At 63.7% G+C, this 20,283-nt stretch carries 20 protein-coding genes, 2 tRNA genes and 1 riboswitch; of the genes, 15 read left to right on the top strand and 7 right to left on the bottom strand.

All coding sequences use genetic code 11. The features are described 5' to 3' along the window. Positions 1–83 precede the first annotated feature (83 nt). The 5 genes from Q0K15_RS02265 to Q0K15_RS02245 form a co-directional block, all read right to left on the bottom strand. On the bottom strand, positions 84–416 hold the full coding sequence (locus tag Q0K15_RS02265; protein WP_227603945.1) for an ArsC/Spx/MgsR family protein: 333 nt from the start codon (positions 414–416) through the stop codon (positions 84–86). A gap of 3 nt (positions 417–419) precedes the next feature. Continuing rightward, the gene (locus Q0K15_RS02260; protein WP_294511504.1) at positions 420–641 is read right to left on the bottom strand and encodes a DUF1653 domain-containing protein; all 222 of its coding nucleotides are present in this window, start codon (positions 639–641) and stop codon (positions 420–422) included. Positions 642–715: 74 nt separating this feature from the next. Beyond that, entirely contained in the window at positions 716–1,504 is a 789-nt protein-coding gene (locus tag Q0K15_RS02255; RefSeq protein WP_294511501.1) for an ABC transporter ATP-binding protein, read from the bottom strand. Then, positions 1,501–2,589 carry an iron ABC transporter permease gene (locus tag Q0K15_RS02250; protein ID WP_294511498.1) on the bottom strand — a complete coding sequence of 363 codons (1,089 nt, stop codon included), beginning with the start codon at positions 2,587–2,589 and terminating at the stop codon, positions 1,501–1,503. The genes Q0K15_RS02255 and Q0K15_RS02250 overlap by 4 nt, the downstream gene beginning before the upstream one ends. After that, on the bottom strand, positions 2,576–3,700 hold the full coding sequence (locus tag Q0K15_RS02245; protein ID WP_294511495.1) for an ABC transporter substrate-binding protein: 1,125 nt from the start codon (positions 3,698–3,700) through the stop codon (positions 2,576–2,578). Before Q0K15_RS02245 ends, Q0K15_RS02250 begins: the two co-directional genes overlap by 14 nt. Before the next feature lie 108 nt (positions 3,701–3,808). Next, a riboswitch (cobalamin riboswitch) is annotated at positions 3,809–3,987 on the bottom strand. Positions 3,988–4,344: 357 nt separating this feature from the next. Between Q0K15_RS02245 and Q0K15_RS02240 the strand changes: the two genes are divergently transcribed. Next, positions 4,345–6,003: a ribonuclease J gene (locus tag Q0K15_RS02240; RefSeq protein ID WP_294511492.1), complete on the top strand. Its 1,659-nt coding sequence runs from the start codon at positions 4,345–4,347 to the stop codon at positions 6,001–6,003. Positions 6,004–6,406: 403 nt separating this feature from the next. On the opposite strand, the gene Q0K15_RS02235 is transcribed toward Q0K15_RS02240, so the two are convergent. Continuing rightward, positions 6,407–6,491 (bottom strand) — tRNA-Tyr (locus tag Q0K15_RS02235). Positions 6,492–6,502: 11 nt separating this feature from the next. Further along, positions 6,503–6,578: transfer RNA gene (locus Q0K15_RS02230), tRNA-Thr, on the bottom strand. Between the two features lie 290 nt (positions 6,579–6,868). Here Q0K15_RS02230 and Q0K15_RS02225 point away from each other — a divergent pair. The 14 genes from Q0K15_RS02225 (at position 6,869) to Q0K15_RS02160 (ending at position 20,175) form a co-directional block, all read left to right on the top strand. Further along, the gene (locus tag Q0K15_RS02225) at positions 6,869–7,099 is read left to right on the top strand and encodes a hypothetical protein (protein ID WP_294511488.1); all 231 of its coding nucleotides are present in this window, start codon (positions 6,869–6,871) and stop codon (positions 7,097–7,099) included. Then, positions 7,080–7,433 carry a sigma-70 family RNA polymerase sigma factor gene (locus tag Q0K15_RS02220; RefSeq protein WP_294511485.1) on the top strand — a complete coding sequence of 118 codons (354 nt, stop codon included), beginning with the start codon at positions 7,080–7,082 and terminating at the stop codon, positions 7,431–7,433. The genes Q0K15_RS02225 and Q0K15_RS02220 overlap by 20 nt, the downstream gene beginning before the upstream one ends. Positions 7,434–7,585: 152 nt before the next feature. After that, the gene (gene rpoN / locus Q0K15_RS02215; protein WP_294511481.1) at positions 7,586–8,950 is read left to right on the top strand and encodes an RNA polymerase factor sigma-54; all 1,365 of its coding nucleotides are present in this window, start codon (positions 7,586–7,588) and stop codon (positions 8,948–8,950) included. 34 nt (positions 8,951–8,984) lie between these two features. Beyond that, on the top strand, positions 8,985–9,635 hold the full coding sequence (locus Q0K15_RS02210) for an HAD family hydrolase (protein WP_294511478.1): 651 nt from the start codon (positions 8,985–8,987) through the stop codon (positions 9,633–9,635). Between the two features lie 360 nt (positions 9,636–9,995). Further along, a complete protein-coding gene (locus tag Q0K15_RS02205; RefSeq protein ID WP_294511475.1) occupies positions 9,996–10,865 on the top strand; it encodes a phosphate ABC transporter substrate-binding protein in 870 nt (289 codons plus the stop codon). Between the two features lie 103 nt (positions 10,866–10,968). Further along, positions 10,969–11,835 (top strand): phosphate ABC transporter permease subunit PstC, encoded by an 867-nt coding sequence (gene pstC / locus Q0K15_RS02200; protein WP_294511472.1) that lies wholly within the window; start codon positions 10,969–10,971, stop codon positions 11,833–11,835. Positions 11,836–11,850: 15 nt separating this feature from the next. Beyond that, positions 11,851–12,717 (top strand): phosphate ABC transporter permease PstA, encoded by an 867-nt coding sequence (gene pstA / locus Q0K15_RS02195; RefSeq protein WP_294511513.1) that lies wholly within the window; start codon positions 11,851–11,853, stop codon positions 12,715–12,717. 10 nt (positions 12,718–12,727) lie between these two features. Further along, positions 12,728–13,483 carry a phosphate ABC transporter ATP-binding protein PstB gene (gene pstB / locus Q0K15_RS02190; RefSeq protein ID WP_294511469.1) on the top strand — a complete coding sequence of 252 codons (756 nt, stop codon included), beginning with the start codon at positions 12,728–12,730 and terminating at the stop codon, positions 13,481–13,483. A 1-nt stretch (position 13,484) separates the two neighbouring features. Continuing rightward, the gene (phoU, locus tag Q0K15_RS02185) at positions 13,485–14,123 is read left to right on the top strand and encodes a phosphate signaling complex protein PhoU (protein WP_294511465.1); all 639 of its coding nucleotides are present in this window, start codon (positions 13,485–13,487) and stop codon (positions 14,121–14,123) included. 111 nt (positions 14,124–14,234) lie between these two features. Next, positions 14,235–14,903: a response regulator transcription factor gene (locus tag Q0K15_RS02180; RefSeq protein ID WP_294511462.1), complete on the top strand. Its 669-nt coding sequence runs from the start codon at positions 14,235–14,237 to the stop codon at positions 14,901–14,903. 30 nt (positions 14,904–14,933) lie between these two features. Next, entirely contained in the window at positions 14,934–16,217 is a 1,284-nt protein-coding gene (locus Q0K15_RS02175) for an ATP-binding protein (RefSeq protein ID WP_294511459.1), read from the top strand. 141 nt (positions 16,218–16,358) lie between these two features. Continuing rightward, positions 16,359–17,435 carry an iron-containing alcohol dehydrogenase gene (locus Q0K15_RS02170; RefSeq protein ID WP_294511455.1) on the top strand — a complete coding sequence of 359 codons (1,077 nt, stop codon included), beginning with the start codon at positions 16,359–16,361 and terminating at the stop codon, positions 17,433–17,435. Next, positions 17,432–18,814, top strand: a complete 1,383-nt coding sequence (locus tag Q0K15_RS02165; RefSeq protein WP_294511452.1) for an ethanolamine ammonia-lyase reactivating factor EutA — start codon at positions 17,432–17,434, stop codon at positions 18,812–18,814. Before Q0K15_RS02170 ends, Q0K15_RS02165 begins: the two co-directional genes overlap by 4 nt. Next, the gene (locus tag Q0K15_RS02160; RefSeq protein WP_294511448.1) at positions 18,811–20,175 is read left to right on the top strand and encodes an ethanolamine ammonia-lyase subunit EutB; all 1,365 of its coding nucleotides are present in this window, start codon (positions 18,811–18,813) and stop codon (positions 20,173–20,175) included. The genes Q0K15_RS02165 and Q0K15_RS02160 overlap by 4 nt, the downstream gene beginning before the upstream one ends. Positions 20,176–20,283 lie beyond the last annotated feature (108 nt).

Raw genomic sequence — 20,283 nt, 5'->3', positions numbered from 1 at the left:
AACTTCCATTCTGCTCAGGAATTATGGGACTTCGAGCTCAATTCCTGTTGCACTTAGTTTGACAATTCACTGGTGCGGCGGCGTTAGGTCCAGGTCTTCCACACCTCGGGGCAGTAGCCCACGGTGGCCTGCTTCCCGTTGCGGACGATGGGGGTGCGGAGGAGCTTGGGGTCCTCCAGCAGCTTTTCCAGCTTGTCCTCGTCGTAGGCCAGGTAGGTCACCAGGGCGGCGTCGGCGGCCTTGGGGTCCAGCAGGGCCTCCAGCCCCACCGCGTTCTTCACGCTGGTGAGCTCGCCTCGGCTGATGCCGTACTTCAGAAGGTCGATGGCCTGGAATTTCACGCCCCGCTCCTTGAAGTACCGCTGGGCCTTCTTGGTGTCAAAACACTTGTTTTTGCCAAAGATCTGGATGTTCACGATTCACGCCTCCTCGCCCAGATAGGTGAAGCGGGGGCCGGAATAGCCCTCCCGCTCCACATGCTCCCCCCACATGGCGGCGGGGCGGATCCAGATGCCCCGCTCCCCGTAGAGGGCCTGGTAGACCACCATGGGCTCCAGGGTCTCGGAGTGGCGGGCGGTGTAGAGCACCCGGTACTCCTTCCCCTTGAAGTGGCGGTAACGGCCGGGCCGGATCTCCTCCATGCAGACAGCTCCTCTCAAAAGTCAGAATGGCCCCTCCATTGTAGCATAAGGAGTGCCCCTTGAAAAGGAGAAGATCACGGGGAAGAGGGTGCCACGGCGTCCCGGACCGGCAGCAGGACAGAACGGCCCTTTATAGTCATCAGCTCCATGCGGATGCCGAATACATCCTCCACGGCCTGTTCCGTCAGTACTTGTCGGGGCGTCCCCTTGGCGTAAAGCTGTCCGGCTTTCAGAAGAGCCAGCTCGTCGGCGTACTCCACCGCCATGTTCAGGTCATGGAGGACGGCCACCACGGTGAGTCCCCGCTCCTGGGAGACCCGGCGCAGCAGGTCCATGATCTCGTACTGATACCGGAGATCCAGACTGCTGATGGGCTCGTCCAGCAGCAGCACCTCCGGGGCCTGGGCCAGGGCCCGGGCGATGAGCACCCGCTGCCGCTCCCCGCCGCTGAGCTGGTGGAGGGGGCGGAAGGCCAGCTCTGCCAGACCCAGCTCCTCCAACAGGGAGGAGACCTCGTTCACGTCGGCGGGGGAGGCCCGGTGGCCCATGTGGGGGAGGCGGCCGGAGAGGACGGTCTCAAAGACGTTGAGTCCCGCTCTGGCCTGGGTGTTCTGGGGGACGTAGCCGTAGATCCGGGCCCGCTCCCGCATGGTGAGACGGCCGGTGTCCATCCCGCGCCACAGCACCCGGCCTTCGCTTGGCCGGAGCAGGTGGTTGACACATTTGAGCAGGGTGGTCTTTCCGGCGCCGTTTGACCCCAGCAGGGCGCAGAAGTGGCCCTCCTCCACAGAAAGACAGATGCTGTGGAAGACGGGGTGCTGCCGGTAAGAGAAGGAGAGCCCGGAGAGTTCCAAAGCGCTCATGCTCTGCCCCACCTCTCTCTCAGAATGAGGTACAGGAAGAGGGGAACCCCCACGTATGAGACGACGATCCCCACCGGCAGGGTGGTGGGGGAGAAGGCCACCCGCCCCACGGTGTCGGCGACGAGCACCAGAATGGACCCGCACAGGGCGGAGAAGGGGAGGAGATACCGGTGGTCTCCCCCCATGAGGAAGCGGGCAATATGGGGGGCCACCAGCCCCACAAAGCCGATGATGCCGGTGAAGCTGACCACGGAGGCGGTGAGAAAGGCCATGCCCACCCCCAGGACCAGGCGGGTGTTGCGCACGTGGACCCCCAGGGCGGCGGCGCTCTCGTCGCCGTTGGAGGACATGAGGTTCATGGCCCAGGCCCGGGAGGCGAAGAGAGGGTAGACCGCCGCCAGGAAGAGGGCCATGATGGCGACGTCCCACCAGCTGCCGCCGGTGAGACTGCCGAAGGTCCAGTGGATGATGGCGGGGAGCTGCTGCTCGTTGGCGATGTACTGCATGCTGGAGTTGACGGCACTGAAGAGGTAGTTGAGGGCGATGCCGGTGAGGACCAGGGTCTCCGGCCCAAGGCCCCGCAGGGAGGAGATGCCGTAGACCAGCGCGGCGCACAGCATGGTCATGATAAAGGCCGCCAGGACCATGGCGCTCTCCTGGAGATAGACCGGGAAGCCGCCGAAGAGGACCACCAGCGCCGCGCCCAGGGCGGCGGCGTTGGAGAGGCCGGTGGTGAAGGGGCTGGCCATGGCATTTCCCGTGATGGCCTGCATCACGGTGCCGGTGCAGCCCAATCCGGCCCCGGCCACCACCGCCATGGCCACACGTGGCAGCCGCAGCATCAGCAGGACGTTTTGTTCCGTCTCTGTGAGGGGGGCGCTCCCCAGAAGGGGGCGCAGGGGCGGCAGCCAGGTGGCGAGCAGCCGGCCGGGGGTCAGGTCGGCCACCCCCATGCAGCAGGCGGCCAGGGCGGCGGCCAGGAGCAGCAGGACTGCCAGGCACAGCCACAGCCGTTTCCGTGCCCGCAGGGCCAGGTAGCGTCCGCTCAGCGACGTGGTCCGGGCCTTCTGCTCAGGAGACGGCATCCTGGGCGGGCACATGGTAGTAGTGGGGGGCGTTGGGGGTAAAGCCCTGATAGGCCATCCACTGGGTGAAGATGGCGTCCGGGTCCAGTTCGGTCATTAGGTCGGGATAGAGCCACTTGGCCATGTAGGCCGCGCCGATCATCTTGCCCAGGCCGCCGCTCATAAAGGCGGTATTGAGGTAGAAATTACCCTCCTTCACCGCAGTCAGGTCCTTCCAGCCCTCCCGCTTGAGCATCTCCTCCGCCTTGGCGGCGAACTCCTCCTGAGGCGGGGCGGTAAAGACGCCGCTGTTGCCCACCACCTCGCCGGCGTAGATCTTCACGATGAGGTCGGGATCGGCCAGGAGGATCTGCTCGGGGTCGATGTCCTTGCCGGCCAGAGAGGCGTCCCCGAAGATGTTCTCGCCGCCGGCCATGAGGATCATGTTGTGCCAGCCGTCATTGGAGGTGCCGGGGATGCAGGTGGTGTAGTCGCCGCCGTACTCCCAGTAGACCGTCTTGCGCTCCGTCACCTGCTGGAGCTGCTGATTGATGTAGTCCACCGGACCCTGATAGAAGTCCACCAGCTCCTCGGCCTGCTCCTCCTTGCCGAACAGGGTCCCGCACAGGCGGATCTGCTTGGGCACGTCGGAGTTGTCCCAGCCGGTGATAACCACCACCTGGATGCCGAAGGGCTCCAGGGCCTCGATGGACTCCTCCACCTTGCCGTTTTTGGGCACGATCAGGACCTGGGGGTCCAGGGAGACGATCTTCTCATAGTCGTACTCGTCCTTGCCGAAGGTCTCGTCCTCGCCGAACTGGGGCCAGTACACGCTGTCCTGGGAGGTGTAGATGTCCACGCCCACCACGCAGTCTCCGGCGCCCACGGCCCGGATGAGCTCGTTGTTGTAGCGGTTGGCGACACAGGCCCGGGTGATGGGCAGCTCCAGCTCCAGCTCCCGGCCCAGATCGTCCACAAAGGTGGTGGTCTTGGCCTGTTCCGCCGTCTCGGAGGGGACGGGTGTGGTCTCAGCTGGGGCGGGAGATGCTGCGGGCTGGCCGGAGCAGCCGGCGCCCAGCAGCATCAGGGCGGCCAACAGGCCGCAGGCGGTGCGTTTCCACAGGTTTTTCATGGGATGCCTTCCTTTCTCTTCCCGGATGGGAAATAAAAAAATCCTGCCCTGAATTGCATACAGAGCAAGATCCTGAAAGTAAGGCAATTTCCCCTAACCCGGAAAATCTCCCCCGTATTGCAGTCTGGCAGGTCTCCTGACTTTCGGTTCATCCGCGTGGCCGCCTTCCCGTTTACACAGTGGCATATGGCCAGTTGTCGCCTCACACAGTAGTGGTAGCTGTGGGGGACTCTCACCCCGCTTCCCTTTTCAGAGCGCATTGCTCCACCAGACGCAGCATATTCAGTTCAGCACGGCCAGTATAGCATATCTCCACTGGAAGCGCAATCCTTCCCGATGGGGGAACGGACAAATTTCTTGTATACTTTCCCTGTGGGATGTGGTATACTACGCGTAATGGGTCATTTTCCCCCGCCGCTCCGACGGTGGGGACGGACCGTCTTTTTATGGCTTTATGTGCTCCGGCACTGATTATAAGGCAAAAACAGGATAGGGCGTCGCGGCTTCCAGCGGGGGAGCGCTCTCTTTTTCCGGCGAGGCAGGGCCGGAAAGCGCGGAGCGGATCTCTGGCTTTGTTTTGCTGCGCCCCTGTGCCTGCATCCCTTCCATCCATCGACTGAAAAAAGGAGTGTAAGCGTACTTTTATGGCAGAAAAACTGAAGATCATTTCTCTGGGCGGTCTCAACGAGATTGGCAAGAACCTGACGGTATATGAGTACGGCGGCGACATCATCGTGGTGGACGTGGGCATGGGTTTCCCCGACGACGACATGTACGGCATCGACGTGGTCATCCCCGACTTCACCTATCTCATCAAGAACCAGGACAAGATCCGGGGCATCTTCCTCACCCACGGCCATGAGGACCACATCGGTTCCATCCCCTATCTGCTGCGCAGCGTCAACGCCCCCATCTACGCCACCCGTATGACCGCCGGCCTTGTGAAGCTGAAGCTGGAGGAGCACCGGCTCCTGGATAAGACCAAGCTCATCACCTGCGAGGCCGGCGAGGTGGTCAAGGCGGGCAAGTTCTCGGTGGAGTTCATCCACGTCAACCACTCCATCGCTGACGCCGTGGCCTTCGCCATCAAGACCCCCATCGGCACCGTCATCCACACCGGCGACTTCAAGATCGACTCCACCCCCATCCAGGGCGGCATGATCGACCTGGCCCGGCTGGGCGAGCTGGGCAAGAAGGGGGTTCTGGCCCTGCTGTGCGACTCCACCAACGTGGAGCGCCCCGGCTACACCAAGAGCGAGCGGTGCGTGGGCGCCTCCTTTGACGCCCTCTTCCGGGGCTGCGACCAGCGCATCATCGTCACCACCTTCGCCTCCAACGTGGACCGCATCCAGCAGGTCATCTCGGTAGCCGCCAAGTACGGCCGGAAGGTGGCCGTCACCGGCCGGAGCATGGAGAACGCCCTGCGGGTCTCCACCGAGCTGGGCTATATGAACATCCCCGAGGGCACCCTGGTGGACGTCAACCACATCAAGGGCCTGCCCAAGAACAAGGTGTGTATCATCACCACCGGCAGTCAGGGCGAGACCATGTCCGCCCTCACCCGTATGGCCTTCTCCACCCACAAGCAGGTGGACATCCAGGCCGGCGACCGGGTCATCCTCTCCGCCTCCGCCATCCCCGGCAATGAGAACTCCATCGGCAACGTCATCAACGAGCTCTACCGCAAGGGGGCCGAGGTGGTCAACGAGCGGACCGGTGAGCTCCACGTCTCCGGCCACGCCTGCGCCGATGAGCTGAAGATCATCCACGCCCTGGTCAAGCCCAAGTTCTTCATCCCCGTCCACGGTGAGCAGCGCCACCTGAAGATCCACGCCAAGCTGGCCCAGGAGATGGGGATGGACCCCCGCCGCATCATCATCAGCGACATCGGCAAGGTCATCGAGGTCACCCAGAACTCCATCAAGCTCAACGGTACCGTCCCTGCCGGCAAGGTCTTTGTGGACGGCTACGGCGTGGGTGACGTGGGCAGCGTGGTCCTCCGTGACCGGAAGCACCTGGCCGAGGACGGCATGATCGTGGTGGTCACCTCCATGTCCGGCGAGAACGGCGCCGTGGTCTCCGGCCCCGACATCATCACCCGTGGCTTTGTATATGTCAAGGAGTCCGAGGGGCTCATGGAGGAGCTGCGCCGGGTGGCCGTGGAGGCCCTGGAGCGCTGCGAGCGCACCCATACCACCGACTGGTCCGCCATCAAGGGCGAGATCAAGAGCGACCTGTCCGGTTTCCTCTACAAGAAGACCAAGCGCAACCCCATGATCCTGCCTGTTATCATGGAGGTCTGAGGACCAATCGAAATGAAAAAGGACCGCTGTTCGAGAGAACGGCGGTCCTTTTTTGCGTACTTTTCCGGGGAGGGAACGAGGAAAAAAACGGAAAGTTGCATTGACGGTGGTATCGAAATGGTGCTATGATACATGCACAATATAGAACATTTGTTCTATATAAAGAGAGGTGAAAAATATTTGGAAAAGAAAAACGGCAACCCCTGACGGGGTCACCGGAAATGGAAAGCGAGAGGACACATCTTGTCAGAAAGATAGAAACGGGGGGCAGTCGGGTGGATTCGCTTTTCTGCGGAAAAGCCACGCCGGTTGCGGCGCGCCACCGGCGCACCGCCAAGAGCCGGCTTTCGAATCCACCCTCGTGAAAGAAAAACGGCAACCCCTGACGGGGTTACCGTTTTTCTGGTGGAGGAGGGTGGATTCGAACCACCGAAGTCGACGACAACAGATTTACAGTCTGCCCCCTTTGGCCACTCGGGAACTCCTCCATATGAAGTTGTGGAGCTGGTGGACGGATTCGAACCCCCGACCTGCTGATTACAAATCAGCTGCTCTACCAGCTGAGCTACACCAGCAGATGAGATGTGCGCTCGTCCGCAGCGACGTTTATTCTAGCAGAAAGGAGGCTGATTGTCAACAGGTAAAAGAAAAAAACGTGCAACTTTTTTGGGGAGGAGCATGACGACGAGAGGGAGGACCCGGGCGTACCCGCTGCGGGACGTCCAGCGCGCAAGGCCGGCGGCCTACTGCCGGCGCTGCGGCGGGGAGCTGTACCGGTATGACCCCGTTCTCCGGGAGAACGGCGGCCGCCTGTGTTCGGCCTGCGCCGCAGAACAACAAGGGTTGGAGGACGAGAGAGCAAACGATGACACTGATTGAGATTTCCATCGAATATCGGGCCCGGGCAACGGTTCTCCGGCAACGCCTGAGGGAACTACAGGCGCAGCTGCCGGAGCTGGACCCTGACCAGAGGAGCACCATGGAGGGCAGAATCCGCATGCTCACGGTCATGTGGCGGGAGGCCAGGGATCTGGCCGTCCTGTGTGAACGCTACTATGACAGGGGGTATCGCCGCAATGGCAAATACACGTTATAAGCGGGGCCTGAGTTATGCCGCCGACATGGCGGTCTATACCAGAGAGATGGCGGCCGACAACGTCCAGCAGCTGGACAAGCTCAAGGAAAACCTGGCCAAGGCGCTGCGGCAGGACGTCACCGACCGCCAACGGCAGTTCCTGCTGCTCTACTACGGGCAGGGGCTGAATATGCGTCAGATCGGCGAGCAGATGGGGGTGAACAAGTCCACCGTCTCCCGCACCATCAAGCGGGGGGAGGCCCGGCTCCGGCGGTGCCTGCGTTACAGCGACGGGCGGCTGCTGGAGGAAGAGACAGGTCCTGAAGCACGCCCAAAATCAGAATGTGCAGGGTGAGGGCCGGCGCCCTGAGCAGTCTCCGGGCATATGATAGTCAGGAAATGGAACAGGATTTCTACCCTTTTCTACGAGGGCTAAGATTGTCTTTTCCGCTCGAATTTGCTATACTGATAAAGTATGTATGTTGGTATGCAAGAGGGGGCGGAAGTGTGGAACTGAATATGTCAATGAAGCAGACCCAGACGCTGTCACCGCAGATGATGCAGTCGATGGAGATTCTGCAGATGGGCTCCCAGGAACTTCTGGAGTACATTGAAAACCAGGTCCAGGAAAACCCGGTGCTGGAGATGGAGGAGAAGTACGGCAGTCAGGATGAGGCCTCGGTGCTCCAGCGGAAGCTGGAGTGGCTGGAGTCCACCGACACCCAGAACCGGGTCTATCATCAGCAGGACACGGAGGACGATGGGAAGGACCCCATCTCCAACTACGGCAACGCCGATGAGACGGAGGAAAACCTCTATTTGTATGTGCTCTCTCAGCTCCAGGTCATGGAGCTCCCACCGGAAGTGCTTGCGGCAGGGCGCTTTCTGGTGGAGTCCCTCAACCAGAACGGCTGGCTGGACGAGCCTCTGGAGGACCTGGCCACGCAAATGGAACAGCCTATGGAGGTGGTGGAGCAGGCCCTGGCGGTGGTCCAGAGTCTGGAGCCCGCCGGCGTGGGCGCCCGGAACCTCTCCGAGTGCCTGGTGCTCCAGCTCCAGCGGCGGCACGAGGACAACGCCCTGGCCATCCGGATCGCCAAGCACCACCTGGAGGCCCTGAGCAAGAACCGGTATGGCCTCATCGCCAAGACACTGGGTGTGACCCAGGAGGAGGTCCACGCCGCCTGCGAGGTCATCCGGAGCCTCAATCCCCGGCCGGGCAGCGGCTTTGCCGCCCGGGAGAACCTCACCTATATCAATCCGGACATCTTTGTAGTCAACTTCCCCGACCACTTTGAGATCCTCACCAACGACTATTTCTTCCCATCCCTGAACGTGAGCAGCTACTACTGCCGCATGCTCAAGGACAGCGAGGACAGCGAGGTGAAGGATTACCTCATGGGGAAGGTGCGGCAGGCCAAGTGGGTGGTGCGCTCCATCGAGCAGCGCCGGTCCACCCTTCTCCAGTGCGCCGAGCACATCCTGGAGCTCCAGGAGGACTTCTTCCGCCACGGGCCCGGCCACCTCAAGCCCATGTCCCTGGCCGACATCGCCCAGCGGGTGGGGGTCCACGAGTCCACCGTCTCCCGGACGGTGAAGGACAAGTACATCCAGTGCGCCAGCGGGGTCTACCCCCTGAGCTACTTCTTCTCCCGGAGCCTGGGGGGGAGCGCCGACGCCTCCTCGCCCGACGCCGCCAAGGCCCTCCTCAAAAAGCTTATCGCCGGGGAGGACAAGAAGAAGCCCCTCTCCGACCAGAAGCTCTGCGAGCTCATGAGCCGGGAGGGCTGCGAGCTCTCCCGCCGCACCGTGGCCAAGTACCGGGACGAGCTGGGCATCCCCAGCACCACCGGCCGGAAGCAGTACGAGTGACGGGAGAACCTACACACAAGGAGCGTTTTGACACATGGACTACAAGGCAGTGATCTTTGACTTTGACTATACCCTGGGGGACGCCACCGACGCCATCTATGCCGGCTTCAAAGCGGGTATGACCGCCATGGGCCGCCCGATCCCCGACCGGGAGACCGTCCGGCACACCGTGGGCATGGTGCTGGAGGACGCCTACACCCTCCTCACCGGGGACGACAGCCAGGAGGGCAGGAACACCTTCCGGGCGGAGTTCTCCAAGGTGGCCCGGCCCATGCAGGCGGCGGGCACCCCCCTGTGCCCCGGCGCCAAGGAGCTGCTGCTGGCCCTGGAAAAGGCGGGGGTCCCCACCGCCGTTGTGAGCACCAAGCACACCGGCACCCTGCGGGACATCTTCGCCGGCCACGGTCTGGCGGAGAAGTTCGCCTACATCGTGGGGGGCGACCTGGTCAGCCGGAACAAACCCGATCCGGAGGGCCTCAACACCGTCCTGGGGAAGCTGGGCGTGGTACCCGGGGAGGCTCTCTACTGCGGCGACACCGTCATCGACGCCCAGACCGCCGCGGCGGCGGGGACCGACTTCTGCGCCGTCCTCAACGGCACCACCCCGGCGGAGGACTTTCAGGATCTGCCCCACGTCCACATCGCCCCCGACCTCAATGATCTGCGGGCCTTCCTGGGCCTGTAAAGTGGGGCGGGAACCATACAAAACCGAATGTAAAGTCTGTGTGCGCCGGACCCGGCAAGGGGGGTCCGGCGCACACTGCTTTTTGCGGCTGTGGGAGAAATGTAAAGTGGAAAAAAGGAACAAAAAACCGTCCCGTGACCAATAGCCGGAAGAAAAACGGGGCAAAATAGACGAAAGAGGAAATGTAAAATCGGAGACGACGCAAGGATTTTACAAAAAAACAGCGGGAAAAACGGACTTACAAAGACTTTACAGATCCGGGGAGGCAGACTTTACAAAAGGCCGGTATACTGATAGCCGTTCCAAGGGAAACTAAGAGATCAAACCCAAATACCAAATGGATTGGAGAATGAGATCATCATGAAGAAGACACTTGCTATGCTGCTCTCCGCGGCCCTCTGTGTGAGCCTGTTTGCCGGCTGCTCCGGCGGTTCCTCCAGCACCCCCGCCCCCGAGACCACCACCCCCGCCACCCAGTCTCAGACCGCTGAGGAGACCAAGCTCTCCGGTACCGTGGTGACCAACGGTTCCACCTCCATGGAGAGCGTCATGGGCTCCCTGATCGAGGCCTTCAAGGAGGTCCAGCCCGACGTGCAGGTCCAGTACACCGGCTCCGGCTCCGGCGCCGGCATCACCTCCGCCCAGGACGGCACCGCCGACATCGGTCTGGCCAGCCGTGACCTGAAGGACGACGAGACCGGCGTGAAGCAGATCACCGTGGCCAAGGACGGCATCGCCATCATCGTCAACCCTGAGAACCCCGTGGCCGACCTGAGCATCGAGCAGATCGCCCAGATCTTCACCGGCGAGATCACCAACTGGTCCGACCTGGGCGGCAGCGACGGCCAGATCGTGCCCATCGGCCGTGAGGCCGGCTCCGGCACCCGTGACGGCTTCGAGTCCATCACCGGCACCGAGGACGCCTGCGTGTACCAGAACGAGCTGACCTCCACCGGCGAGGTCATCGCCAACGTGGCCTCCAACCCCAACGCCATCGGCTACGCTTCCCTGTCCGCCGTGGACGACACCGTGAAGGCCCTCACTGTGGGCGGTGTGGCTCCCTCTGAGGAGACCGTCCTGGACGGCACCTATGCCATCCAGCGTAACTTCAACTTCATCCTCAGCGACAGCACCGAGCTCTCCGATGCCGCCCAGGCCTTCGTTGACTGGGCCACCTCCACTGAGGCTTCCGACCTGATCGCCGGCGCGGGCGCTGTGCCTGTGGCCTGAACGGAACGCTCAGAACGGACTGAGACCGCCTGAACGAGAGCCCCCTCGGTCCGCGAGGGGGCTCTTTCCGTACGTCCAAAACTAGAGAAAGGCCGATATCCCCATGAAACAGAAGCTGCGCCCCATGGAAGTCTTTATGAACGCGGTGTTTTTCCTCTGCGGCCTCATCGCCGTGGTGTTCGTCCTCTTTATCAGCATCTACCTCATCATCTCCGGCCTGCCCGCCATCAAGGAGATCGGGCTGGTGGAGTTCCTCTTCGGCACCAAGTGGGCTTCCACTGCCGCCGAGCCCTCCTTCGGCATCCTGCCCTTCATCCTCACCTCCATCTACGGCACCGCCGGCGCCATCGTGCTGGGCGTGCCGGTGGGCTTTATGACGGCGGTCTTTCTGGCCAAGGTGGCGCCCCAGAAGCTGGCCACTGCCGTCCGCACGGCGGTGGACCTGCTGGCCGGTATCCCCTCGGTGGTCTACGGCCTCATCGGCATGATGGTGCTGGTGCCCGCCGTCCGCAAGCTCTTCAACCTGCCCGACGGCGCCAGCCTCTTCTGTGCCATCATCGTCCTGGCCATCATGATCCTGCCCTCCATCATATCCGTGTCCGAGACCGCCCTCAAGGCGGTGCCCAAGGAGTATGAGGAGGCCTCCCTGGCCCTGGGCGCCACCCACATCGAGACCATCTTCCGGGTCAGCGTCCCGGCGGCCTCCAGCGGCATCGCCGCCTCCATCGTGCTGGGCATCGGCCGGGCCATCGGCGAGGCCATGGCCGTCATCATGGTGGCCGGCAACGTGGCCAATATGCCCACGCTCTTCTCCTCCGTCCGTTTCCTCACCACCGCCGTGGCCAGCGAGATGAGCTACGCCTCCGGCCTCCAGCGCCAGGCCCTCTTCTCCATCGCCCTGGTGCTCTTCCTCTTCATCATGCTCATCAACGTGGTCCTCAACTCTCTGCTCAAACGGAAGAAGGGGTGATATTCTGTGACTGAAATGAAGCCGCTTTCCGGCAGGAGAAAGCTCTATGATCTGGTGCTGCGCTTCCTGCTCTACTTCTGCGCGGTGCTCACCTGCGCCCTGCTGCTCTTCGTCATCGGCTATATCTTCGTCAAGGGCCTGCCCCATATCACCTGGTCCTTCCTCACCAGCGAGCCCAGCTATATCAAGGACACCATCGGCATCCTGCCCAACATCCTCAACACGGTGTATATCGTGGTGGTGACCCTGATCTTCATTTTGCCCCTGGGCGTGGGCGCCGCCGTCTACCTCACCGAGTACGCCCGCAACCGCCGGCTGGTGGCCGCTATCGAGTTTGCCACCGAGACCCTCACCGGCATTCCCTCCATCATCTTCGGCCTGGTGGGCATGCTCTTCTTTTGTCAGTTCCTGGGCCTGAAGGCCTCGCTGCTGGCGGGCTCCCTCACCCTGGTCATCATGACCCTGCCCACCATCGTCCGCACCACCCAGGAGGCCCTCAAGACGGTGCCCCAGTCCTACCGGGAGGGCGCCCTGGGCCTGGGCGCCGGCAAGTGGCACATGATCCGCACCGTGGTGCTGCCCTCCTCCATCGACGGCATCGTCACCGGATGCATCCTCTCCATCGGCCGCATCGTGGGCGAGTCGGCCGCCCTCCTCTTCACCGCCGGCATGGGCATGAGCCTCAACAATTTCTTCTCCTCCATGGACAACTTCCTCCACTCCTCCGGCGCCAGCCTCACCGTGGCCCTCTATGTCTACGCCAAGGAGCGGGCCGAGTTCGACGTGGCATTCGCCATCGCCGCCATCCTCATGCTCCTCACCCTCATCATCAACCTGACCGCCAACCTCTTGGGCCGGAAGCTCAAGAAGGCGCGGGGATAGGAGAAACGATATGGAACCCATCCTGACCGCCAAGGACCTGGACCTCTTCTACGGCCAGACCCAGGCCCTCAAGCATGTGAACATCGAGATCCCCGAGCGGCGGGTCACCGCCCTCATCGGCCCTTCGGGCTGCGGCAAATCCACCTTCCTCAAGACCCTGGACCGGATGAACGACCTGGTCCCCGGGGTCACCATCCAGGGCAGCGTCCGCTACCGCGGCCGGGAGATCTACTCCTCCGACGTGGACGTGACCTGGCTGCGCAAGCAGATCGGCATGGTTTTTCAGAAGCCCAATCCCTTCCCCATGTCCATCTACGACAACATCGCCTACGGCCCCCGCACCCACGGCATCCGCAGCAAGGCCAAGCTGGACGAGATTGTGGAAAAGTCCCTCCGGGGCGCCGCCATCTGGGACGAGGTGAAGGACCGGCTCAAGAAGTCGGCCATGGGCCTCTCCGGCGGCCAGCAGCAGCGCATCTGCATCGCCCGGGCCCTGGCTGTGGAGCCCGACGTCCTCCTCATGGACGAGGCCACCTCCGCCCTGGACCCCATCTCCACCTCCAAGATCGAGGACCTCATCGCCGATCTGAAGAACGACTACACCATTGTCATCGTCACCCACAACATGCAGCAGGCCACCCGTATCTCGGACAAGTGCGCCTTCTTCCTGCTGGGTGAGCTCATCGAGTTCGGCGACACGGAGCAGATGTTCTCCGTGCCCAAGGACCAGCGCACCGAAGACTACATCACCGGGAGGTTTGGCTGATATGAGAAAGACCTTTGACGCGGAGCTCCTGGAGCTCAACGAATCCCTCACCGTCATGGCCCGGGTGGCCCAGGACGCCATCGACGTGGTCACCGAGAGCCTCTCCAGCGACGACGAGTCCACCGCCAAGGCGGCCATCGACATGACCTCCTCCATGGACCAGATGGAGCGGGACATTGAGAACCGCTGCCTCCAGCTCCTGCTGCGGCAGCAGCCGGTGGCCCGGGACCTGCGGGCCATCTCGGCTGCCATGAAGATGGTCACCGACCTCCAGCGCATCGGCGACCAGTGCGCCAACATCGCCGAGATCTCCCTCCTCCTCTCCAAGCAGGGGAACGTAAAGGTGCCCAAGGACATCGGCGTCATGTCCTGCAAGGCGGGGCTCATGCTCCGGCAGGCCATCGGCGCCTACACCGGCCGGGACCTGGAGACCGCCCACGCCGTTATCAACCTGGACGACGAGGTGGATGAGCTCTTCCAGCAGATCAAGAGCGAGCTCATCGAGGAGGTGGCCGAGAACAAGGACGAGGCCGACAGCTCCATCGACTTCATCATCATCGCCAAGTACCTGGAGCGCGTGGCCGACCACGCCGTGAACATTGCCCAGTGGGCCATCTTCTGCGTGACCGGCGAGCTGTAAGGCAAACCGGATGGGCTTGCAAGACCGGTCCCCAGGTGATATGCTGGGACTGGGCAATGAGGGCCCGGGCGGCGGTAGGCCGCACCATCAGTACGACAGGAGGGTGTCCCCATGGCGGAGACCATCGTGATCATCGAGGACGATGAGAGCATCCGGGAGATGCTGCGCTATTATTTCCATTCCGTGGGCTACGAGGTGGCCTGCTTTGAGTCCGGGGAGGAGTACTTTGAAAAGGGCAGGGACCATAAGCCCTCTCTCTTCATTCTGGACATCATGCTGCCGGGCATGGACGGGCTGGAGATCCTCCGGCGCATCCGCACCGATACCCGGCTGGAGGACACGCCGGTGCTCATGCTCACCGCCCGCACCTCCGAGATGGATAAGGTAAAGGGTCTGGAGACGGGGGCGGACGACTATGTGGTCAAGCCCTTCGGCATCATGGAGCTCCAGGCCAGGGTGAAGGCCCTGCTGCGCAGGGCCGGCCGCCCCAGGGCGGAGAGCGTGCTCACCTGCGGCGACCTGGAGATCGACCCCGCCGCCCGGGAGGTGCGGAAGAACGGACAGCTGGTGGAGCTCACCTACAAGGAGTTCGAGCTGCTGCGGCTGCTGTGCGCCCACCGGGGCATGGTGCTCACCCGGGACGACATCCTCCAGGCGGTGTGGGACTACGACTTTGCCGGCGAGACCCGCACGGTGGACATGCACGTAAAGACCCTCCGTCAGAAGCTGGGGGAGGGCTATATCCAGACGGTGCGGGGCGTGGGCTACAAAATGGTCTGACCCGACCCTCGATTTTGGAGGAAGGTTTTCATGAAAAGACGTCTGACTACTTACTTTTTCCTCATTGCGGCCCTGGGCATCGCCCTCTCCAGCCTCTTTGGGGTGTGGGCCTACCGGGACCGGGAGATCTCGGCGGCCCGGCAGACCCTGGTGGAACTGCTGGACCTGATGGACGCCCAGAACTACTACACCGATCCTGAGGCCTGGGCCGTCCAGCTCCAGGAGGCCGCACCCGACAAGCGCCTCACCATCATCGCCCCCGACGGCACCGTCCTCTCCGACACCTACGGTGAGGTCACCGAAAACCACGCCGATCGGCCCGAGGTCATCTCTGCCCTGGAGACCGGCTGGGGCGAGGCCGAGCGGAAGAGCGAGACCACCGGCGAGACCCTGCTCTACGAGGCCAAGCAGTTCACCGACGGCAACATCGGCCGCATCTCCATGCCCATCTCCTCCATCAACGCCCTCTTCTTCCAGGGCCTGGTGGGCTTCCTGGTGGCCGCCGCGGTGGCCCTGGTCCTCACCCTGCTCCTGGCCCGGAAGCTGGCCCAGAAGACGGCCCAGCCCCTGGAGGAGAAGGAAGAGGCCCTGGAGCAGGAGGGAGAGAAGCTCCAGATCGTCCGCAGCGAGTTCGCCGCCAACGTCTCCCACGAGCTCAAGACCCCCCTCACCAGCATCAAGGGATTCACCGACATGATGAACTCGGGCATGGTGAAGGACCCGGAGGACCAGAAGCGCTTCATCTCCATGATCGGCGTGGAGGTGGACCGGCTCATCGAACTCATCAACGACGTTTTGAAGATCTCCGAGCTGGAGTCGGTGGTCATGCCCCAGCCTGACGACCGGGCCGACGTGCTGGACGTGGCGGAGGAGTGCAGGACCGCCCTGGAGCAGGCGGCCCAGGACGGCAAGATCACCGTGAACATCTCCGGCGACGACGCCCAGGTGGCCATGGCCCCCAGCCGGCTCCGGGAGCTCCTCACCAACCTGATGGAGAACGGCATCAAGTACAACGAGCCCGGCGGCCGGGTGGACGTCACCGTGAAGCGGGAGGCGGACAAGGTGGACATCGTGGTCAAGGACACCGGCATCGGCATCCCCAAGGAGAGCCAGGAGCGGGTCTTTGAGCGGTTCTACCGGGTGGACAAGGGACGGACCCGCAAGACCGGCGGCACCGGTCTGGGCCTGGCTATTGTCAAGCACATCGTCCTCCTCTACGGCGGCACCATCTCCCTGGAGAGCACGCCCGGTAAGGGGAGCACTTTTACCATGACCTTCCGTCCCGCCGAGGAGAGCGCCAAGGCGGCCCAGTAAATCCAAAGAAGCAGACCCCGCAGGAACGCACCGTTCCTGCGGGGTCTTTTTTGCCGTGGGCCCCGGATTTTTTATCCGGGGCCTATATTTTTGCTTTCTTTTGCCATACTAACCCCATCAAGGCAAGAAAAGAGGACGGGTATGGAACGATTTGCGATCCGGCCGGAGATCTGGTTCGGCCCGGGGGCGCTGGGCGCCCTGGAACGGCTGGCGGGGAAGCGGGTGCTGCTGGTCACCGACGGCTTTCTCTCCTCCTCCGGCCTGGCAAAGAGGGCCGCCGAGCGGCTCACCGGGCCGGTGGAGATTTTTGACAAGGTGGAGCCCGACCCCTCTCTGAAGCTGGTGGCCGAGGGAGTGGCTGCCCTGGAGGGCTTTGGTCCCGACGCGGTGGTGGCCTTCGGCGGTGGCTCCCCTATGGACTGCGCCAAGGCCATGTGCTGGTTCTCCAAGGGCCGCCCGCCCCTGTGGTGCATCCCCACCACGGCGGGCACAGGCAGCGAGGTGACGGCCTTCGCCGTCCTCACCGACACCGAGCGGGGCGTCAAATACCCCCTGGTGGAGGAGGGGCTTCTGCCGGAGACGGCCATCCTGGACCCCAGCCTCCTGGAAGGGGTGCCGCCCAAGGTCACCGCCGATACCGGTATGGACGTCCTGACCCACGCAGCAGAGGCCTATGTGGCAAAAGGGAGCAGCCCCTTCTCCGACGCCCTGGCCGAGAAAGCCTTTGCCCTGGCCTATGAGCGGCTGCCCGCCGCCTTTGTCGGAGACCTGGGAGCCAAGGGAGACATGCTTTTGTGTTCCTGCATGGCGGGCATGGCCTTCAACGCCGCCGGGCTGGGGGCCTGCCACGCCATGGCCCACGCCCTGGGAGGGCGGTTCCACCTGCCCCATGGCCGGCTCAACGCCGTGCTGCTGCCCTCTGTGGTCCTCCGCAACGCCGGGGACCGCCGGGCGGCGGCCCGGTACGCCGCCCTGGCCAAGGCCTGCGGCCTGGCGGGCACCCCCAGGGCCCTCTCCGCCGCTCTGGCCCGATTGCGTGCCGCCCTCGGCCTCCCCGACCGGCTGCCGGTGGAGCCGGAGGAACTGAAGGCCACCCTGGACGACCTGTCCGCCGCCGCCCTGGCCGACGGCTGTATGGCGGCCAATCCCATCCCCCTGACGGCAGCGGAGATCAAAGATCTGCTCTCCCGGGCCGGAGGACTGGGGGGACGGCCGTGAGGGAGATCCTGAAATCGGTGGGCATCGATATTGGTACAAGTACGACCCAACTGGTGATTTCCCACCTGACCCTGGAAAACCGGGCCAGCCCCTTCACAGTGCCCCGGGTGGCCATCACGGAGCGGGAGATCGTCTACCGCAGCGCCATCCACTTTACGCCCCTCCTCTCGGACACCGTCATCGACGCCGACGGCGTCCGGTCCATCGTGGGGTCGGAGTACCAAAAGGCGGGGCTCCGCCGGGAGGAGGTGGAGACGGGGGCGGTCATCATCACCGGAGAGACTGCCCGGAAGGAGAACGCCCGAGCGGTCCTGGCCGCCCTCTCGGAGTTTGCCGGGGACTTCGTGGTGGCCACCGCCGGCCCCGACCTGGAGTCCATCCTGGCCGCCCGGGGAGGGGGGGCGGATGAATACTCCAGGGAACATCGGTGCAAAGTATTACACTTTGATATCGGCGGCGGGACCTCCAACCTGGCCCTCTACGACTGTGGGAGCCTCCTGGATACCGACTGCCTGGACATCGGCGGGCGGCTTTTGAAGCTGGACCGGGAGGGCCGGGTGATCTACCGTTCCCCGGTTTTGGAACCATGGTCCAGCTTAGTGCCGGCGTTGGGACAGCGGGTGGAGGCCGCCGGGCTGGCCCCCCTTATCGATGCCATGACGGAAGTCCTGGAAAAGGCCATTCCCAAGGACGTCCAGGTCCTCTCTTTTTCAGGAGGCGTGGCCGACTGCATGTGGGCCCCACCGCCAGATTGGCGGGCCTTTGGGGACATGGGACCGCTGCTGGGTCCTGCCCTCCGGCGGCGTCTGGAGGGGGCGGGCTATGAACTGGTCCGGGGCGCCGAGACCATCCGGGCCACGGTGGTGGGGGCGGGGGCTCACTCGGTGGAGGTCTCCGGCTCCACCATCCACTGCCGGGAGGTGGCCTTCCCCCTGAAAAACCTCCCCGTCCTCCGGCTCACAGAAGGGGAGGAACAGGGGGACGCCGAGGCCCTGGCGGCGGCGGTGGAGCGAAGGCTCAAGCGGTACGCCGACCAGGAGGGGTTATGCCAGGTGGCCCTGGCCCTCACCGGCGAGGTGTCACCCCCCTATCGGCGGGTGGCCGAACTGGCCCGGGGCCTGCGGGCAGGGCTGGAGCCTATGTATACGGCGGGGTACTTCCCCGTGGTGGTGGTGGAGCGGGATATGGCCAAGGTCCTGGGCCAGGCCATGGGGGGCAGCCCCCTGCTGTGCCTGGACGGCGTGAGCGTCCGGGAGGGGGACTATCTGGACATCGGCGCCCCCGTGGCCGGGGGCAGCGTGCTGCCGGTGGTGGTCAAGACCCTGGCCTTTTCAAACAGTGTGCCCGGCGGGGAACGCCGGGAGAGGAGGAACCTATGAATTTAAAGACCAAGCTGCTGGGCCATGTCTATGACTTCCATACCATCCGGGAGGTCATGGCCAAGGCCAACGAGGAAAAGTCGGGGGACCGGCTGGCGGGCATCGCCGCCGAGAACGCCGAGGAGCGGGTGGCGGCCAAGGTGGTGCTCGCCAACCTCACCCTGGCCGATCTGCGGAACGAGCCTGCCGTCCCCTATGAACAGGACGAGGTGACCCGCATCATCCAGGACGGTATCAACGAGAAGATTTTTGCAGAAATCCGGAACTGGACGGTGGGGGAGCTGCGGGAGTGGCTGCTGGATGAAAAGAACGACGGAGCGGCTATCCGGCGGCTCTCCCACGGCTTTACCAGCGAGATGGTGGCGGCGGTGGCCAAGCTCATGAGCAACCTGGACCTCATCTACGCCGCCAAGAAAATCCGGGTCACCGCCACCTGCAACACCACCATCGGGGAGCCGGGGACTCTGTCGGCCCGGCTCCAGCCCAACCACCCCACCGACGACCCGGACGGCATCCTGGCCTCGTTGCTGGAGGGCCTCACCTTCGGGGTGGGGGACGCGGTGCTGGGCCTCAACCCGGTGGACGACTCGGTGGAGAGCGTCACCCGGGTGCTGGAGCGATTCCAGGAGGTGAAGGAGCGCTGGGCCATCCCCACCCAGACCTGCGTGCTGGCCCACGTCACCACCCAGATGGAGTGCATCCGCCGGGGCGCTCCCACCGACCTCATCTTCCAGTCCATCGCCGGGAGCCAGAAGGGCAACGAGGCCTTCGGATTCAATGCCGACACCATCGCCGAGGCCCGGGCCCTGGCCCTGAAGGAGGGAACCGCCACCGGTCCCAACGTCCTCTACTTCGAGACCGGCCAGGGCTCGGAGCTCTCCAGCGAGGCCCACAACGGCTGGGACCAGGTGACCATGGAGGCCCGGTGCTACGGCTTTGCCCGGCACTTTGCGCCCTTCCTGGTCAACACCGTGGTGGGCTTCATCGGCCCGGAATACCTCTACAACTCCAAGCAGGTCATCCGGGCGGGGCTGGAGGACCACTTCATGGGCAAGCTCACCGGCGTCCCCATGGGCTGTGACGCCTGCTACACCAACCACATGAAGGCCGACCAGAACGACATCGAGGACCTGGCCGTCCTCCTCACCGCCGCCGGGTGCAACTATTTCATGGGCATCCCCCACGGCGACGACGTGATGCTCAACTACCAGACCACCGGCTACCATGAGACCGCCGCCCTCCGGGAGCTCTTCGGTCTCACCGCCATCAGGCCCTTCCAGGACTGGCTGGAGAGGATGGGCTTTGTGGAGAACGGAAAGCTCACCCCCCTGGCGGGGGACGGCTCGGTTCTGCTGGCATGAGGCGGCGAGCAGCCGCCCGAAGCTAAGCCGGACTGGGGCCTTTCCCCTCATCAGTCAGCCCTGCGGGCTGCCAGCTTCCCCCAGGGGAAGCCTATAAGGAGGTTTCAA

The organism is uncultured Intestinimonas sp. (assembly GCF_944387245.1).
In the GTDB taxonomy this organism is placed as follows: Bacteria; Bacillota; Clostridia; order Oscillospirales; family Oscillospiraceae; genus Intestinimonas.
The sequence above is the reverse complement of the archived record's forward strand: the minus strand, read 5'-3'. Positions and strand labels throughout refer to the sequence as shown.

Excerpts from the sequence above, each read along its gene's own strand:
- Q0K15_RS02260 (WP_294511504.1), bottom strand. The coding sequence starts at position 641 with ATGGAGGAGATCCGGCCCGGCCGTTACCGCCACTTCAAGGGGAAGGAG.
- Q0K15_RS02255 (WP_294511501.1), bottom strand. The coding sequence starts at position 1,504 with ATGAGCGCTTTGGAACTCTCCGGGCTCTCCTTCTCTTACCGGCAGCAC.
- Q0K15_RS02250 (WP_294511498.1), bottom strand. The coding sequence starts at position 2,589 with ATGCCGTCTCCTGAGCAGAAGGCCCGGACCACGTCGCTGAGCGGACGC.
- Q0K15_RS02245 (WP_294511495.1), bottom strand. The coding sequence starts at position 3,700 with ATGAAAAACCTGTGGAAACGCACCGCCTGCGGCCTGTTGGCCGCCCTG.
- Q0K15_RS02240 (WP_294511492.1), top strand. The coding sequence starts at position 4,345 with ATGGCAGAAAAACTGAAGATCATTTCTCTGGGCGGTCTCAACGAGATT.
- Q0K15_RS02225 (WP_294511488.1), top strand. The coding sequence starts at position 6,869 with ATGACACTGATTGAGATTTCCATCGAATATCGGGCCCGGGCAACGGTT.
- Q0K15_RS02220 (WP_294511485.1), top strand. The coding sequence starts at position 7,080 with ATGGCAAATACACGTTATAAGCGGGGCCTGAGTTATGCCGCCGACATG.
- Q0K15_RS02210 (WP_294511478.1), top strand. The coding sequence starts at position 8,985 with ATGGACTACAAGGCAGTGATCTTTGACTTTGACTATACCCTGGGGGAC.
- Q0K15_RS02205 (WP_294511475.1), top strand. The coding sequence starts at position 9,996 with ATGAAGAAGACACTTGCTATGCTGCTCTCCGCGGCCCTCTGTGTGAGC.
- pstC (WP_294511472.1), top strand. The coding sequence starts at position 10,969 with ATGAAACAGAAGCTGCGCCCCATGGAAGTCTTTATGAACGCGGTGTTT.
- pstA (WP_294511513.1), top strand. The coding sequence starts at position 11,851 with ATGAAGCCGCTTTCCGGCAGGAGAAAGCTCTATGATCTGGTGCTGCGC.
- pstB (WP_294511469.1), top strand. The coding sequence starts at position 12,728 with ATGGAACCCATCCTGACCGCCAAGGACCTGGACCTCTTCTACGGCCAG.
- phoU (WP_294511465.1), top strand. The coding sequence starts at position 13,485 with ATGAGAAAGACCTTTGACGCGGAGCTCCTGGAGCTCAACGAATCCCTC.
- Q0K15_RS02180 (WP_294511462.1), top strand. The coding sequence starts at position 14,235 with ATGGCGGAGACCATCGTGATCATCGAGGACGATGAGAGCATCCGGGAG.
- Q0K15_RS02175 (WP_294511459.1), top strand. The coding sequence starts at position 14,934 with ATGAAAAGACGTCTGACTACTTACTTTTTCCTCATTGCGGCCCTGGGC.
- Q0K15_RS02170 (WP_294511455.1), top strand. The coding sequence starts at position 16,359 with ATGGAACGATTTGCGATCCGGCCGGAGATCTGGTTCGGCCCGGGGGCG.
- Q0K15_RS02160 (WP_294511448.1), top strand. The coding sequence starts at position 18,811 with ATGAATTTAAAGACCAAGCTGCTGGGCCATGTCTATGACTTCCATACC.